15 protein-coding genes and 1 tRNA gene are annotated in these 12,606 nt (G+C 72.5%); 10 read left to right on the forward strand and 6 right to left on the reverse strand.

All coding sequences use genetic code 11. The annotated features are described in order from the left end of the window. Nucleotides 1-11 precede the first annotated feature (11 nt). The 3 genes from BSZ37_RS08340 to BSZ37_RS08350 form a co-directional block, all read right to left on the reverse strand. Nucleotides 12-338: a DUF5615 family PIN-like protein gene (locus BSZ37_RS08340; RefSeq protein WP_095510111.1), complete on the reverse strand. Its 327-nt coding sequence runs from the start codon at nucleotides 336-338 to the stop codon at nucleotides 12-14. Nucleotides 339-480: 142 nt separating this feature from the next. Further along, complete coding sequence (locus tag BSZ37_RS22630) at nucleotides 481-702, reverse strand: DUF433 domain-containing protein (RefSeq protein ID WP_095510112.1); 222 nt, start codon at nucleotides 700-702, stop codon at nucleotides 481-483. Between the two features lie 69 nt (nucleotides 703-771). Then, complete coding sequence (locus BSZ37_RS08350) at nucleotides 772-1,152, reverse strand: co-chaperone GroES (protein ID WP_218830444.1); 381 nt, start codon at nucleotides 1,150-1,152, stop codon at nucleotides 772-774. An 85-nt stretch (nucleotides 1,153-1,237) separates the two neighbouring features. Here BSZ37_RS08350 and BSZ37_RS08355 point away from each other — a divergent pair, with 85 nt between their 5' ends. The 6 genes from BSZ37_RS08355 (at nucleotide 1,238) to BSZ37_RS08380 (ending at nucleotide 5,860) form a co-directional block, all read left to right on the forward strand. Next, nucleotides 1,238-1,837, forward strand: coding sequence for a LemA family protein (locus BSZ37_RS08355; RefSeq protein ID WP_095510114.1), 600 nt, complete (start codon nucleotides 1,238-1,240; stop codon nucleotides 1,835-1,837). 48 nt (nucleotides 1,838-1,885) lie between these two features. Next, entirely contained in the window at nucleotides 1,886-2,713 is an 828-nt protein-coding gene (locus tag BSZ37_RS22635) for a TPM domain-containing protein (protein WP_179299531.1), read from the forward strand. Between the two features lie 128 nt (nucleotides 2,714-2,841). Continuing rightward, nucleotides 2,842-3,168, forward strand: coding sequence for a tetratricopeptide repeat protein (locus BSZ37_RS08365; RefSeq protein ID WP_095510115.1), 327 nt, complete (start codon nucleotides 2,842-2,844; stop codon nucleotides 3,166-3,168). A 21-nt stretch (nucleotides 3,169-3,189) separates the two neighbouring features. Next, nucleotides 3,190-4,257, forward strand: a complete 1,068-nt coding sequence (locus tag BSZ37_RS08370) for a LysM peptidoglycan-binding domain-containing protein (RefSeq protein ID WP_095510116.1) — start codon at nucleotides 3,190-3,192, stop codon at nucleotides 4,255-4,257. A gap of 175 nt (nucleotides 4,258-4,432) precedes the next feature. Beyond that, nucleotides 4,433-4,993, forward strand: a complete 561-nt coding sequence (locus tag BSZ37_RS08375; RefSeq protein WP_095510117.1) for a fasciclin domain-containing protein — start codon at nucleotides 4,433-4,435, stop codon at nucleotides 4,991-4,993. A gap of 60 nt (nucleotides 4,994-5,053) precedes the next feature. Continuing rightward, nucleotides 5,054-5,860, forward strand: coding sequence for a CPBP family glutamic-type intramembrane protease (locus tag BSZ37_RS08380; RefSeq protein WP_095510118.1), 807 nt, complete (start codon nucleotides 5,054-5,056; stop codon nucleotides 5,858-5,860). Between the two features lie 37 nt (nucleotides 5,861-5,897). Here the strand turns inward: BSZ37_RS08380 and BSZ37_RS08385 are convergent, their stop codons facing one another. The 3 genes from BSZ37_RS08385 to BSZ37_RS08400 form a co-directional block, all read right to left on the reverse strand. After that, nucleotides 5,898-6,275, reverse strand: coding sequence for a DUF779 domain-containing protein (locus BSZ37_RS08385; RefSeq protein WP_095510119.1), 378 nt, complete (start codon nucleotides 6,273-6,275; stop codon nucleotides 5,898-5,900). Between the two features lie 466 nt (nucleotides 6,276-6,741). Beyond that, nucleotides 6,742-6,814, reverse strand: a tRNA-Gln gene (locus BSZ37_RS08395). A gap of 55 nt (nucleotides 6,815-6,869) precedes the next feature. Then, on the reverse strand, nucleotides 6,870-7,706 hold the full coding sequence (locus tag BSZ37_RS08400; protein WP_095510121.1) for a lysophospholipid acyltransferase family protein: 837 nt from the start codon (nucleotides 7,704-7,706) through the stop codon (nucleotides 6,870-6,872). 62 nt (nucleotides 7,707-7,768) lie between these two features. Here BSZ37_RS08400 and BSZ37_RS08405 point away from each other — a divergent pair, with 62 nt between their 5' ends. From BSZ37_RS08405 to BSZ37_RS08420, 4 genes are all read left to right on the forward strand, one after another. Beyond that, on the forward strand, nucleotides 7,769-8,431 hold the full coding sequence (locus tag BSZ37_RS08405; protein ID WP_143537600.1) for a hypothetical protein: 663 nt from the start codon (nucleotides 7,769-7,771) through the stop codon (nucleotides 8,429-8,431). Between the two features lie 117 nt (nucleotides 8,432-8,548). Continuing rightward, nucleotides 8,549-9,691, forward strand: a complete 1,143-nt coding sequence (ribD, locus tag BSZ37_RS08410) for a bifunctional diaminohydroxyphosphoribosylaminopyrimidine deaminase/5-amino-6-(5-phosphoribosylamino)uracil reductase RibD (RefSeq protein ID WP_218830445.1) — start codon at nucleotides 8,549-8,551, stop codon at nucleotides 9,689-9,691. Nucleotides 9,692-9,820: 129 nt separating this feature from the next. Next, entirely contained in the window at nucleotides 9,821-11,554 is a 1,734-nt protein-coding gene (locus tag BSZ37_RS08415) for an L-aspartate oxidase (RefSeq protein ID WP_218830446.1), read from the forward strand. 99 nt (nucleotides 11,555-11,653) lie between these two features. Beyond that, entirely contained in the window at nucleotides 11,654-12,265 is a 612-nt protein-coding gene (locus BSZ37_RS08420) for a riboflavin synthase (protein WP_095510125.1), read from the forward strand. Nucleotides 12,266-12,606: the final 341 nt, after the last annotated feature.

A 12,606-nucleotide genomic window follows, 5' to 3' on the forward strand; every position in this document is an offset into this window, starting at 1 on the left:
GCCGCGGCCGGCTACCTCAGAACGAGCACGGCCGTCTGCGAGCCGGCTACGCCGCGGATCGTATCGGCATGGTCGCGGAGCAACCCCTCAATCTCCACCGCCGAGCAGTTGCCGCGCTGGATCCAGACGACGTGGGGTGGCGGCCCGTGGAGAACCGCGAGATCGTTAAAGTCAGAGTCCTTCGTGACGATGACCAAGTCTCGGCCCTCTTCATACGTCCATACGTCCGCATCCGGGGAGTCCGCCAGCCCGGCGCTTGCGGTGCTCTCTGCTCCTGGGAAGACGTCGCTCAGGCGAGCAACGAGGAGGCGAGAGAGGTTGTGGTCGAAGGGGAGCAACCGATGCTAAGTATGTGCAATGGGTTAGAAGGTGATTCATCCCCGGACAACAGTCAACTGGAAGGTGTTCCAGGACTGTCGCATTGAGCAGCGTAGAGAGGGGTTGCGACGCGTTTAGTGGTGTTGCCTTGTTCGTTTCTTCTCAGGCAGCCACTGAGCGCCTCTCTCGATCTGCTGCGAACTGGAGCGCAGCCAACAGGTCCTCTCGCTCCAAGTCTGGGAAGTCCTCCAGCACTTCCTCCTGTGACATCCCCGAGCCGAGGTACTCCAGTACGTCGTAGACCGTGACGCGGAGACCGCGGAGGCACGGCTTCCCGCCGCGCTTCCCGGGCTCGATGGTGATGCGGTCGCGGTAGTCGGTCAGGCCGGAACGTACGCCATCCGGCCCGGTCGGCTCCCCACTGCCCCTGTCGGCCTCGGCGCCGAGGCCGACCTAGTGGTACCCCTCGTCCTCTGGGTGCTTGGGGCGGACGAGCGCGAGGATCGCCCCGTGGGGGACGATGAGGTAGCTCTGCCCGTCGTACTCGACCTCCACGGCCTCCTTCCGCAGGAACAGCGCGAGGTCGCCCACGCGGGCCTGGAGCGGGAGGTACCGGACCGGCGAGTCCTCGCCCGTCCATGCCTCCGAGGCCGAGTAGTCCGGGTTCGGGACGGCGTGGCCGGGCCCGACGCGGACGACGCGGCCCGTCTGGACCGTCTCCTTCGACGTCACGCCGGCCGGGAGGTACAGCCCGCCCGACGACCGGTCAGCGTCGTCGCTCGGCCGGACGAGCACGCGGTCGCCGACGACGTGTACGGCGTCGAGGGAAGGCATCAGGTCCATCGGGCGGCGGCGGGCATCCTTTCGTGGGGGGCAACGTATGATAGCCCTCCACCCGACCCACCCTGGCCCTCTCCCCATGCGAAGCACCGGCGCCATCGTCCTCCTCGTCCTCGTCCTGCTCGTCGGCTTCGCCGGCTGCGCGGGGTGCGGCACCTTCAACAGCCTCCGGACCCAAGATGAGCAGGTGACCGGCGCCTGGTCCGAGGTCGAGAACCAGTACCAGCGGCGGGCCGACCTCGTCCAGCAGGTCGTCTCGACGGTCCAGGGCCAGGCCGACTTCGAGAGCGAGACGCTCCAGAACGTGATCGAGGCGCGGAGCCGCGCCACGAGCATCCAGATCTCGGCCGACGACCTCGACGATCCGGAGGCCCTCGCCCAGTACCAGGCCGCACAGTCTGCCCTCGGCTCGTCGCTGGGCCGCCTGCTCGCCGTCTCCGAGTCGTACCCGACGCTCCAGGCCAACGAGGGCTTCCTCCGGCTTCAGGACCAGATTGAGGGCAACGAGAACCGGATCGCCACGGCCCGCCGCGACTACAACCAGGCCGCGACCGACCTCAACGCCCGGATCCGGACGTTCCCGGCCAACATCGTCGCCGGGTTCGCCGGCGTCGACCGTCGCGAACAGTTCGAGGCCGCGGCCGGCACCGAGCAGGCCCCGGAGATCACGTTCGACTGATCGGCTCGCCGTCCCGCTGACTCCCCCGGCCTCGGTCCCGAGGCGCCCGTGCCCGTCCTCTCCCGCTTCGTCGTCGTCCTCGCCCTCCTGGCGACCGCTGCCAGCGCGGCGGCCCAGGGGGGGCAGCCCTACGAATCGCGCTACGACATTCCCGCGCGGCCGAGCCCGCCGCGGCTCGTCAACGACTTCACAGGGACGCTCGGGCCCGGCGAGGCGTCGGCGCTCGAGCGGAAGCTCGTCGCCTTCTCCGACTCGACGGGCTCGCAGGTCGCCGTCGTGCTCGTGCCCACGACCGACGGCGTGGCGCCGGTCGACTACGCCACGGAGATCCTCCGCGAGTGGGGCGTCGGACGGGCCGACGTCAACGACGGCGTCGTGTTGCTGGTGGCGAAGAACGACCGCGAGGTGTTCATCGCGACGGGCTACGGCGCCGAGGGCGCGCTGACGGACGCCACGGCCGGGACGATCATCCGGTCCATCGTCCTCCCACGGTTCCGCGAGGGCGCGTTCTACGCCGGCATCGACGGGGCGACGGACGCCATCATGGCGGCGCTCACGGGCCAGTTCGAGCCGCCCTCGGCCAGAGGCCCCGGCGGAGGCGGCGACGGCGCGATCGGGTCGGTGCTGTGTTGTCTCTTCGTCCTGTTCGTGATCCTCGTCGTCCTGTCGTCGCGGCACAAGAGCCCGCCGAGCTCAGGCGGCGGCCGGCGGCGTCGGCGGAGCGGGCCGGGCGTCATCGTGATCCCCGGCGGCTGGGGCGGCGGTGGCGGCTTCGGCGGCGGCGGTTTCGGCGGTGGAGGTGGCTTCGGCGGGGGCGGCTTTGGCGGCTTCGGCGGTGGCTTCGGTGGCGGCGGCGGCGCGGGCGGGAGCTGGTAGAGGGATCGCTTCGCTCCCGGGAATGGGGAGCGAGGGAATGGGAACGGGCGGAGGGGGCCGGGCCGGCTGGCGGGGCCTCGACGTCAGCGGCAGCCTTCGCCGCTTCGCTCGCCGGCTATCTTCCGTCCATGGACCGCATCGCGACCCTCCAGGCGTTTCTCAAGGATGACCCCGACGACCCGTTCACGCGGTTCGCGCTCGCCCAGGAGCACGCCAAACGCGGGGAGACCGACGAGGCCCTGGCCTACTACGAGGGGCTCGTCCGCGACCGTCCCGACTACGTGGGGACGTATTACCACCTCGGCGCGTTGTACCGGGCCCTGGGGCGCGACGACGACGCGCTCGCGACCTACCACGACGGCGTCCGCGCGGCCACCGAGGCCGGCGACGCCCACGCCCGCGCCGAGCTCCAGAGCGCCCTCCTCGAGGCCGACGGCCTCGGCTTCGACGACTAGCGACGACCCCCCGGACCCCGCATGATCCGCCGCCTCGCCCTCCTCGCCGCGCTCCTCCCGCTCGTGGCGCTCGCCCAGCAGGCCACGACCTACGTCGTCCAGCCCGGCGACACGCTCTACCGGATCTCCCGTGCCCACGGGCTCTCGGTCGACGAGCTCCGCGCGCTCAACGACATCGACGGGACCTACATCTCGGTCGGCCAGACGCTCCGGCTGACGGACCGCGTCCCGGTGCCGCGCCAGACGCCGCCGCCGGCGCCGCCGGCCGACGTCGTGCGCGAGCGGATCCCGGACCGCCCGACGCCCGCGGTCCCGGTCACGCCGGCCCGCCCGCCGGTAGCGACGCCCGACGCCCCCGCGCCGCGGGGGCCGGCCACGTCCGGGTCGGCCGTCCACGTCGTCGAGGCGGGCGAGACGCTCTTCCGCATCGCCCTCCGCTACGACACGACGGTCGACGAGCTCCGCCGGCTCAACGGGATCGACGGCGACAAGATCGAGGTCGGGCAGCGACTCGTCGTCGGGCGCGGCGGGGCGGCCCGGCCCGCCTCGGGCGGCGCGCCGGTGGCCCTCGGGCCGGCGCGCGAGTGGTCCATCACCGACACCACGCTCCCGGCCGACCTCGTCCACTTCGTCGAGCCCGGCGAGACGCTCTACTCCATCGCCTACGACCTCGGCCTCGAGGTCGACGCGCTGGCCCGGATCAACGCGCTCTCGACGGCCCCGCTCGAGCCCGGCATGGCCCTCCGCCTGCCCACGCCGGTCAACCCGGCCGTCGCGGCGCGCACCGAGATGCTGCCGGCCGACGAGGAGGGCCTCGCCCTCGTCTACCCCGACGTCATGAGCGGCCGGCCGACCGAAAGCGGCGAGGCCTACGACCCGCTCGGCTTCACGGTCAGCCACCGCGACCTCCCGTTCGGCACGGTCCTCCTGGTGACGAACCCGTCGAGTGGGCGGAGCACGTTCGTCCGCGTTACCGACCGCGGGCCGGTGAGCCGGTCGTACCTCGTGGAGCTCTCGGCGGCAGCGGCGACGGCCCTCCAGCTCGACCCGAACGCGGCCCGGCAGGTCGAGCTGCGGCGCCTGCCGTAGCCCTCGTCACGGGCCGCAACGTAGGCGCGGTCCGGCGCCGTGTGCCGCCCGGCTGAGGGTCGGATGATGCTGCGCGGCGCTCGCGCCCTCGGGAGAGCCTCACACGTTCGGCGGCGGTTCCTCAAGGACTGGGGGGAGGAGAGGGGGACCTTGGCGTCCCACCACTCCTTTCCCCATGCGCACGCTCTTCTTCGCGGCCCTCGCCGCTCTTCTCCTCCCCACCGCCGCCGCCCAGGACGCGCCGCCTGCCGAGGCCACCGGCGAGGCCGCCCCGACCATCGCCGATGTCCTCCAGGCCGACGGCCGCTTCACCATCCTTCTCAGCGCCGTCGAGACGGCCGGGCTGACGGAGACGCTCGCCGAGCCCGGCCCGTACACCGTCTTCGCCCCGACCGATGAGGCGTTCGCCGCGCTCCCCGAGGGCACCCTGGCGGCCCTCACGCCGGAAGACCTCCAGAACGTCCTGCTCCGCCACGTCGTCCTCGGTGAGGTCACGGGTGAGCAGGCCGCCGCGGCCGGGACCGCCCCCTCGGCCTGGAGCGACGAGGCCCTGACGTTCAGCCTGTCGGACGACGGCGAGCTCATGGTCGACGACGCGATGGTCATCGAGGCAGATGTCGCGGCGTCGAACGGTGTCGTCCACGTCCTCGACGCCGTGCTCCTCCCGGTCGCCGATGAGGCCGCCCCGATGGAGGACGACATGGATGGCGACGACGGCATGGATGAGGGCCTGTAAGCCCTCCGGCGCATCCCGGCCGGCGGGGGGCGCGTAGGGGACGGAGCATCTGCCTGTCCCATGCCGACTCCCGCCGACCGCGTCGCCCAACTCACGGCCGAGGTGGACCGCCTCGCCTCGCCGTCGCCCGCTCCCCTCCGTCCGACCGGCTACTTCGACGCCACGCGGACGGCGACGTACGGCTTCCTCGCCGCGCTCCCGCTCTTCGTGCTCTACGAGGTCGGCGTGCTGCTGGCGAACTCCGGCCCGGGCCAGATCCGGGTCGGGGCCGACGTCTGGCTGAAGACGCTCCTGGCCGCGCTCGGCGGCGTCGGCTGGGCGGCCGTCGGCGTCGTGGTGCTGCTGATCGGGGCCGTCGTCGTGTGGCGCGACCGGGAGCGGCGGCCACCGCTCGTCCCGAAGTACTTCGGGCTGCTGATCGCGGAGTCGTTCGGGTACGCCGTCGTGCTGGCGTTCGTGGTCGGCGGGGCCGTGGGGCTGCTCTTCGGCGCGTGGCTCTGGCCGGACCTCGCGCTCGCCCAGATGGCCCGCCTCGGGCTCGGGCTCCAACTGGCCCTCAGCATCGGCGCCGGGCTCTACGAGGAGCTCGTGTTCCGCGTGATCCTGGTCGGCGGGATGTTCTGGGGGCTCCAGAAGGTGGTTCCGGACCGGACGCGGGCGTACGTCATCGCGGCGGTCGTGGGCGCGCTCATCTTCAGCGCCGTCCACCACATCGGCGCCTATGGCGACCCGTTCACGCTGCGGGTGTTCACGTTCCGGTTCCTGTTCGGGCTGGCGCTCAACGGCGTGTTCCTGCTCCGCGGGTTCGCGCTCGCGGCGTGGACGCACGCGCTCTACGACGTGCTCGTGGTGACGGGCGGGCTGTAGCGCCGTCCGCCAGGGGCCCGAGGCGGGACGGACCGTCTCAGGCGTCGACGCGCTCGACGGGCTCGAGGTCGGCCTCTTCCTCTTCGGTGTAGAGGCGCGAGTCGACGATGAACCGGACGCCGAGCGGGATCTCGATCGAGAAGCTCGACCTGCGCCGGGGCTTCACGTCGACCGTGAGCTGCGTGTGCTTCCAGCACCCGAACTGCTTCCGCTCGATGTAGAACGGGACGCCGTAGATCTCGCCGATCTTGACGTCGGAGCGGCCCAGCTTGAGGTCGCCGTCGGCGTAGCACATCGGGCTGGAGCCGTCGCAGCAACCGCCGGATTGGTGGGACATGAGCGGGCCGTGGCTCTCGCGGAGCTGGTCGATGACCTCCTTGGCTTCGTCGGAGACGAGGACACGTTTCGTGGGCATGGGGTCGGTGGGGCGGAAGAGTGGTCGGTCGTAGGTAGGGCGGCCCGCCTCGGGCCGGTAGCGGGCGCATCTGGCCGTCACGAGATCCTTCCCTCCGCCGCTGCGCGGCTCCGCTCCGGATGGCACCGGGGCGGGGCCGAGCGGACGATGACGCTCCCGTGGGACCCCTCGGCCCTCCCGGCCGGGCTCCCCGTCGCGCTCGTCGACCTCGCGACGGGCGCCGAGGTCGACGTCCGGACCCGGACCTCGTACACGTCCGACGTCGCCTCGCGGCGGGGGTGTACCTCGTCCGGGTCGAGGCCGGCGGGCGGGTCGCGACGCGCCAGGCCGCCGTCGTCCGCTAACGGCTCGGTCGCTCCCGCTGGCGGCTCGCGTCGCCAGCGGGAGGGGCCTTAGCCCGAGGCCCCGCCCTCAAACAGAGACGCCCCCGACGGAGTGAACCGTCGGGGGCGTCGTCGTGTGGGTGCTGCCCGACAAGGAATCGAACCTTGAACCTCCAGATCCAGAAACTGGCGCTCTGCCAATTGAGCTATCGGGCAATCGTCCGCCGCAGCGGAGACAGGGGCCCAAAATAGGGAGCCCGGCCTGGGCAGATCAAGCGGTCCGCGTGGCCCGGCCGGTGTGGGCGCCGCTCTTCGCCCCGTCTTCGCCCGCCTCGGAGACCGCGCGGGCCGGAGCGAGCGCGAGCGCGTCGGCGGCCTCGGGCGGCGTCCCGCGCCACGTGGCGACCTGCTCTACGATCCGCTGGCGGACGTGGTCGCGGAGGGCATCCACGTCGTTGGGCGCGAGGCCCTCGGTGGGGACGGGCCGGAGGACGGCGAGGCGGACGTCGGCGCGGGAGAACTGCCAGCCGTGCTTCGGAAGCGCATTCATCGTCCCGTCGATGGCGACGGGGAGGACGGGCACGCCGGCCTCGATCGCGAGGCGGAAGGCGCCGTCGTGGAAGCCCTTGACCCGGCCGTCGCGCGACCGCGTCCCCTCGGGGAAGAACATGACCGACGTGCCGCGCCGGAGCACGCGCGTGGCTCGGGCGAGGACGGTCGAGCGGCTCTGCGGGTCCTTCCGGTCGACCGCGATGTCGCCGGCGAGCTTCATCAACCAGCCCATCACCGGGAGGTCGAACAGCTCCTTCTTGGCGACCCACTTCATCTCCCACGGGAGCAGCGAGATCACCGGGATGTCGGCCTGCGACTGGTGGTTGCTGACCACGACATACGGCGGATGGAGCGCGGCCGTGTCGACCGGCCCGACGTCGACGTGCCAGGCGGGGTTGAGCTTCGTGACCCAACTGCCCATGACGCGGAACGTCCGCCCGGTGTAGACGCGGGCCGGCGTCCGGTCGAACAGCCGGACGACGAGGAGCGTCGGCAGGAGGACGAGGACGAGGAGGGTGATCGTGACCCAGGTGAGGGCCGAGGTGACGGCTTTCATCGGCACGCGCGGTGACCCCAAGGGAACGCGGGAGCGCGACCGGCGATTCTGCGGGGGTGGACGTGGTCAAGGTCTTCACCGAAGAGCCCATCGGGCTGGAGGCGCTCGTGCCGGACGCCGACGCGGACGCGCGTCGCCGGTCGGTGGAGGCGGCACCGTCGCTCGAGGCGTTCCTCGCCGGCCTCGACGCGCCGTACGCGCGGGCCTACCTCGCCGGCACGCACCTCGGCCCGCCCCGCCGCGTCGGCCTGACGGCGCTCGACGACGCCGAGGCCTGGGTCCGGCCGCTCCTGTCGTGGGCCGCCGATCGCGCCTGGTCGGCCATCGAGGCGGATGGGTCGGGCCGCGGCCTCCTTGTCGCGGAGGCTGCCGCCGCGCTTCGCCGCGCCGACGTCCTCGCACTCGCCGTCGGTCCCGCCCCCCTCGACGCGCTCGCCGAGGCGGCCGCGGTCGGGGCCAGCCGCCGCGACCGGCTGCCGGCGCTCCGGGCGGTCCTCGACGCGGGCGCCGCCGCCTTCTTCCCGGAGCCGGCCTTCGACGGGACCGACTGGAGCCTCTTCGCGCCGGCCCCGCTCCGCGACCCGCTCGTCGCCGCCTTCCGCCAGCACCCGGCGGCGTCCGCTCGCCGGCTGGTCGCCCCGTACCGCCGCGCGCGCGGCGAGCACACGTTCTACTTCGAGCAGTGGGCGCTGGACGCCCTGCCGGACTGGGTGGAGGAGGTGTGACGCTCGCTGCGCTCGACGGGAACTAGGCACCGGGGAAAGGGGAACTGGCAGAGCGCCCTCGGCTGCGCCGCGCGCCCCTGGCGCGTACCGTCTGAGGTTCCCTGATTCCCCGTTCCCATGACCCCAACCGAAGCCATGGACCGAGCGCTCGCGCTGGCGACGCGCGGCGCGGGCGCCGTCAGCCCGAACCCGCTCGTCGGCGCCGTGCTGCTGGGGCCGGACGGCGAGACGTGGGGCGAGGGGTGGCACGGGCGCTACGGCGGGCCGCATGCCGAGGTCTGGGCCGTCCGCGACGCCGAGCGGCACGGCCTTGGGGGCCGGCTCCGGGAGGCGACGCTCGTCGTCACGTTGGAGCCGTGCAGCCACCACGGCAAGACGCCGCCCTGCGCCGACCTCGTCCTCGACAAGCACATCCCGCGCGTCGTCGTGGCCCAGGAGGACCCGTTCCCGGAGGTCGCCGGGCGCGGGATCCAGCGGCTCCGCGAGAACGGCGTCGAGGTGACCGTCGGCGTGCGCGGGCACGAGGCGCGGCGGCTCAACGAGGCCTTCCGGACGCACGTCCACACGGGCCGCCCGCTCGTCGCTCTCAAGACGGCGGCGACGCTCGACGGGCGCGTCGCCACGCGGACGGGCGACAGCCACTGGGTCACGGGCCCCGATGCCCGTGCCCTCGTCCACCGCTGGCGGGCGGAGATGGACGCCGTCCTCGTCGGCTCCGGCACCGCCCGTGCCGACGACCCCGCGCTCACCGTCCGCGACGCGCCGCTGAAGAGGGGACAGACGCAGCCGCTCCGCGTCGTCCTCGACCGGGCCGGCGCGCTGCCGCCGGGCCTCGGGCTGTTCACCGACGGCGCCGCGCCGACCCTCGCGGTCGTCGCCGACGGCGCGGCGCCCGCCTACGCCGACGCGCTCGCCGAGGCGGGCGGGGCCGTGCTGCGCGTGCCCACGCACGACCGCCACCTCGACCTCGGCGCGCTCCTCGACCGCCTCGGGGCGGGGGAGGGGATGCCGGAGGGCGTCCGGCCCACCCAGTCCCTGCTCGTCGAGGCCGGGCCCGGCCTGGCGACGGCCCTCCTCGCGCAGGACCTCGTCGACCGCGTCCTGTGGTTCGTCGCGCCGAAGATCGTGGGGGAGGGGACGCCCGCCGTCGCCGACCTCCGGCTCCGTAAGATGGCCGACGCGCTCGCGTTCGTAGAGGCGACGTGGGAGACGGTCGGACATGACGTTCTCTTCCGAGGGGCGCTCCGCGCGGCCGTTTGATCCGACCGGTCGTCCTGCTCCCGTGGGCTCGGAGAGGCCGGGGGTGAAGACAGTGCGGAGCCGCTCGAGGGAGGCATCATTGGATGAAGTCACAGGTTTCAGAAAATAATGAAACCACCCGATTCTCCCATGCGACCCGCCCCCATCCGTTCTGACGTCCTCGTGATCGGCGCCGGTGCCGCCGGCCTCCGCGTAGCCATCGAGCTCGCCGAGGCGGGCCGCGACGTCCTCGTCCTCGGCAAGCGAAAGCACGGCGACGCCCACACGGTCTGGGCCGCCGGCGGCATCAACGCCGCGCTCGGCAGCCTCGACCCGGACGACCGCTGGGACATCCACGCCGCTGACACCCTCAACGAGGGCCACCACGTCAATGACGCTCGGGCCGTCGAACTGCTCGCGCGCCACGCCCCCGAGCGCGTCCGTGAACTCGACCGCTGGGGCGCCGACTTTTCGAGGACCGACGACGGCCAGATCAACCAGCGGTACTTCGGGGCCCAGTCGTTCCGTCGGACCTGTTTTAAGGGGGACGTGACCGGACGGGCCATTTTGGAGGCCCTCGTCGCCCAAGCCAAGCGGCTCGGCATCCCCTACCGGCAGAACACGTTCGTCACCGAGATCCTGACGACGGACGAGGGGCGGGCCGTCGGCGCGGTCGGCTACGACATGGACACCGGCGACCCGCTCGTCTTCCACGCGCGGGCGGTCGTGCTCGCGGCCGGTGGCCACACGTCGGTGTACGTCCGGTCGAGCTCCCGGCCAGACGAGAACACGGGCGACGCTCAGGCGCTGGCCTACGCGGCCGGCGCCGCGCTCCGCGACATGGAGTTCGTTCAGTTCCACCCCACGGGCAAGCTGTGGCCGGAGGACGAGCGGGGGCACCTCGTGACCGAAGCCGTCCAGGGTGAGGGGGGGCGGCTGATCAACGCCGAGGGCGAGCGGTTTATGAGCCGGTACTCGCCGAAGCAGATGGAGCTCGACGCGCGCGACGTCGTGGCCCGCGCCAACTACGCCGAGATCCAGGCCGGTCGGGACACGCCCAACGGGGGCGTCTGGCTCGACATCTCGCACCGCGATCCCGACTACGTCCGGGAACGGCTGCCGCGGATGGTCGCCGAGTTCGCGGCGGTCGGGGTGGACATCACTCGCGAGCCGATGGAGGTGGCCCCGACGGCCCACTACGCGATGGGGGGCGTCGAAGTCCCCGACTTCGAAACCTGCGAAACGGCGGTGCCCGGTCTGTTCGCGGCCGGCGAGAGCGTCGCGGGCGTCCACGGAGCCAACCGTCTCGGCGGCAACTCCCTCGCCGAGACCGTCGTGTTCGGGCAGATCGTGGGGGCCCACCTCGCGGCGGCGCTCCCCGAGGCGGACGACCTCCCGGCCGAGCGCGTCGACGCGGCCCTCTCCCGGCTCCGCGCGCTCTCCGCCCGGTCCGGGACCCACACGCCGGAGCAGATTATCGACCGGCTCCGGGTGGTCATGTGGGACCACGCGGGCATCATCCGCGATGAGGACGGGCTCATCGAGGGCCTCGCCAAGCTCCAGGCCCTCCGCCGCGATGCCGAAGACCTCGACGTCCGGGCGGAGTGGACGAGCGAGCGGTTCGAGCGGGCCGTCACCCTCGGCTTCATGCTCACGACCTGCGAGGCCATCCTCAGGAGCGCCCTCGAGCGGACCGAGTCGCGCGGGGCCCACTACCGTTCCGACTTCCCCGACGAGGTCGAGGGGTGGCGCAGGAACCTTCGCGTGCGGAAGGGGGCCGACGGGCGGATGGTGCTCGACACGGTCCCTGCCTCCGAGCCGACGCCGAACGTGCGTCAGGCGTTGGCCGAGGACCACGAGCTCGACTACCACCACCTCGAGTAGGCGAACGGCCCAGGCACGGACGGGGCGTGAGACGACGGCCGAGGTTGGGCACTCGTCTCGCGCCTTCGGTGTAGGGACTCCTCGCACGCTCCAGATTCCATGTTCACCGGCATCATCGAAGAGGTCGGCACGCTCGCCGACGTCACCCCGCTCCGAGGCGGGCGCCGCCTCCGCATCGCCTGTTCGTTCGCCGACGCGCTCCGCGTTGACGAGAGCGTGGCGGTCGACGGCGTGTGCCTGACCGTCGTGGCGCAGGACGGCGATGCGTTCGAGGCCGTCGCCGTCGAGGAGACGCTGTCCAAGACCGCCCTCGGCGACCGCGAGGCCGGCGATGGCGTCAACCTGGAACGCGCGATGGTGTTGGGCGCGCGGCTCGACGGCCACCTCGTCCAGGGCCACGTCGACGCGACCGGGACCGTCGACTCGGTCGAGGCGCTGGCCGACTCGCACCTCGTCCGGATCCGCTACCCGGACGCCGATGCGGCGTATCTCATCCCGCGCGGGAGCATCTGCGTCGACGGCATCTCGCTGACCGTCGCCCGCCTCGACGAGCCGGAGGGCACGTTCGCCCTCGCGATCATCCCGCACACGTGGGACAAGACGACGGCCGGCCAGTGGCGCAAGGGCGAGCGCGTCAACCTGGAGTTCGACCTCGTCGGCAAGTACGTGCTGCGGGCGCAGGGCGTGGGCGCGACGAATCGTCATCGGTGAATCCCCCAGTGGGGAGACGACTCGGCAGTCTCCATCGGAGCATCCCTTAGACCGGGTATGGGTGACTGTCAGACAGACTCCCAAGGTGGCGGGCAGTCTGTCAGTCGTGCCCGCGCTGGCACGGCGCGTGCAAAGGTTCGGAGCACACCACGCCCCCTGGCACCGTGACTGCCCTCTCCATTCCCGCCCGTCTCGTCTCGACCCCGCACGCCCTCATCGTCCGCCTCGGTGCGGTCTCCGCTGCTCTCCTCGGCGTCGCCCTGTTTTAGACCGAAGAACTGAACGTCGAGCGCCGGAGCCCATCGGCTCGCCCCGCCCTTCACCCCAGAGCCAGCCCTCCT

Origin of the sequence: Rubrivirga marina (assembly GCF_002283365.1) — a bacterium.
Classification (GTDB): domain Bacteria; phylum Bacteroidota; class Rhodothermia; order Rhodothermales; family Rubricoccaceae; genus Rubrivirga; species Rubrivirga marina.

Bases quoted from the DNA above. Each gene is read 5' to 3' on its own strand.
- BSZ37_RS08350 (WP_218830444.1), bottom strand. From the start codon at position 1,152: ATGCCTTCCCTCGACGCCGTACACGTCGTCGGCGACCGCGTGCTCGTC.
- BSZ37_RS08355 (WP_095510114.1), top strand. From the start codon at position 1,238: ATGCGAAGCACCGGCGCCATCGTCCTCCTCGTCCTCGTCCTGCTCGTC.
- BSZ37_RS08365 (WP_095510115.1), top strand. From the start codon at position 2,842: ATGGACCGCATCGCGACCCTCCAGGCGTTTCTCAAGGATGACCCCGAC.
- BSZ37_RS08370 (WP_095510116.1), top strand. From the start codon at position 3,190: ATGATCCGCCGCCTCGCCCTCCTCGCCGCGCTCCTCCCGCTCGTGGCG.
- BSZ37_RS08375 (WP_095510117.1), top strand. From the start codon at position 4,433: ATGCGCACGCTCTTCTTCGCGGCCCTCGCCGCTCTTCTCCTCCCCACC.
- BSZ37_RS08380 (WP_095510118.1), top strand. From the start codon at position 5,054: ATGCCGACTCCCGCCGACCGCGTCGCCCAACTCACGGCCGAGGTGGAC.
- BSZ37_RS08385 (WP_095510119.1), bottom strand. From the start codon at position 6,275: ATGCCCACGAAACGTGTCCTCGTCTCCGACGAAGCCAAGGAGGTCATC.
- BSZ37_RS08400 (WP_095510121.1), bottom strand. From the start codon at position 7,706: ATGAAAGCCGTCACCTCGGCCCTCACCTGGGTCACGATCACCCTCCTC.
- ribD (WP_218830445.1), top strand. From the start codon at position 8,549: ATGACCCCAACCGAAGCCATGGACCGAGCGCTCGCGCTGGCGACGCGC.
- BSZ37_RS08415 (WP_218830446.1), top strand. From the start codon at position 9,821: ATGCGACCCGCCCCCATCCGTTCTGACGTCCTCGTGATCGGCGCCGGT.
- BSZ37_RS08420 (WP_095510125.1), top strand. From the start codon at position 11,654: ATGTTCACCGGCATCATCGAAGAGGTCGGCACGCTCGCCGACGTCACC.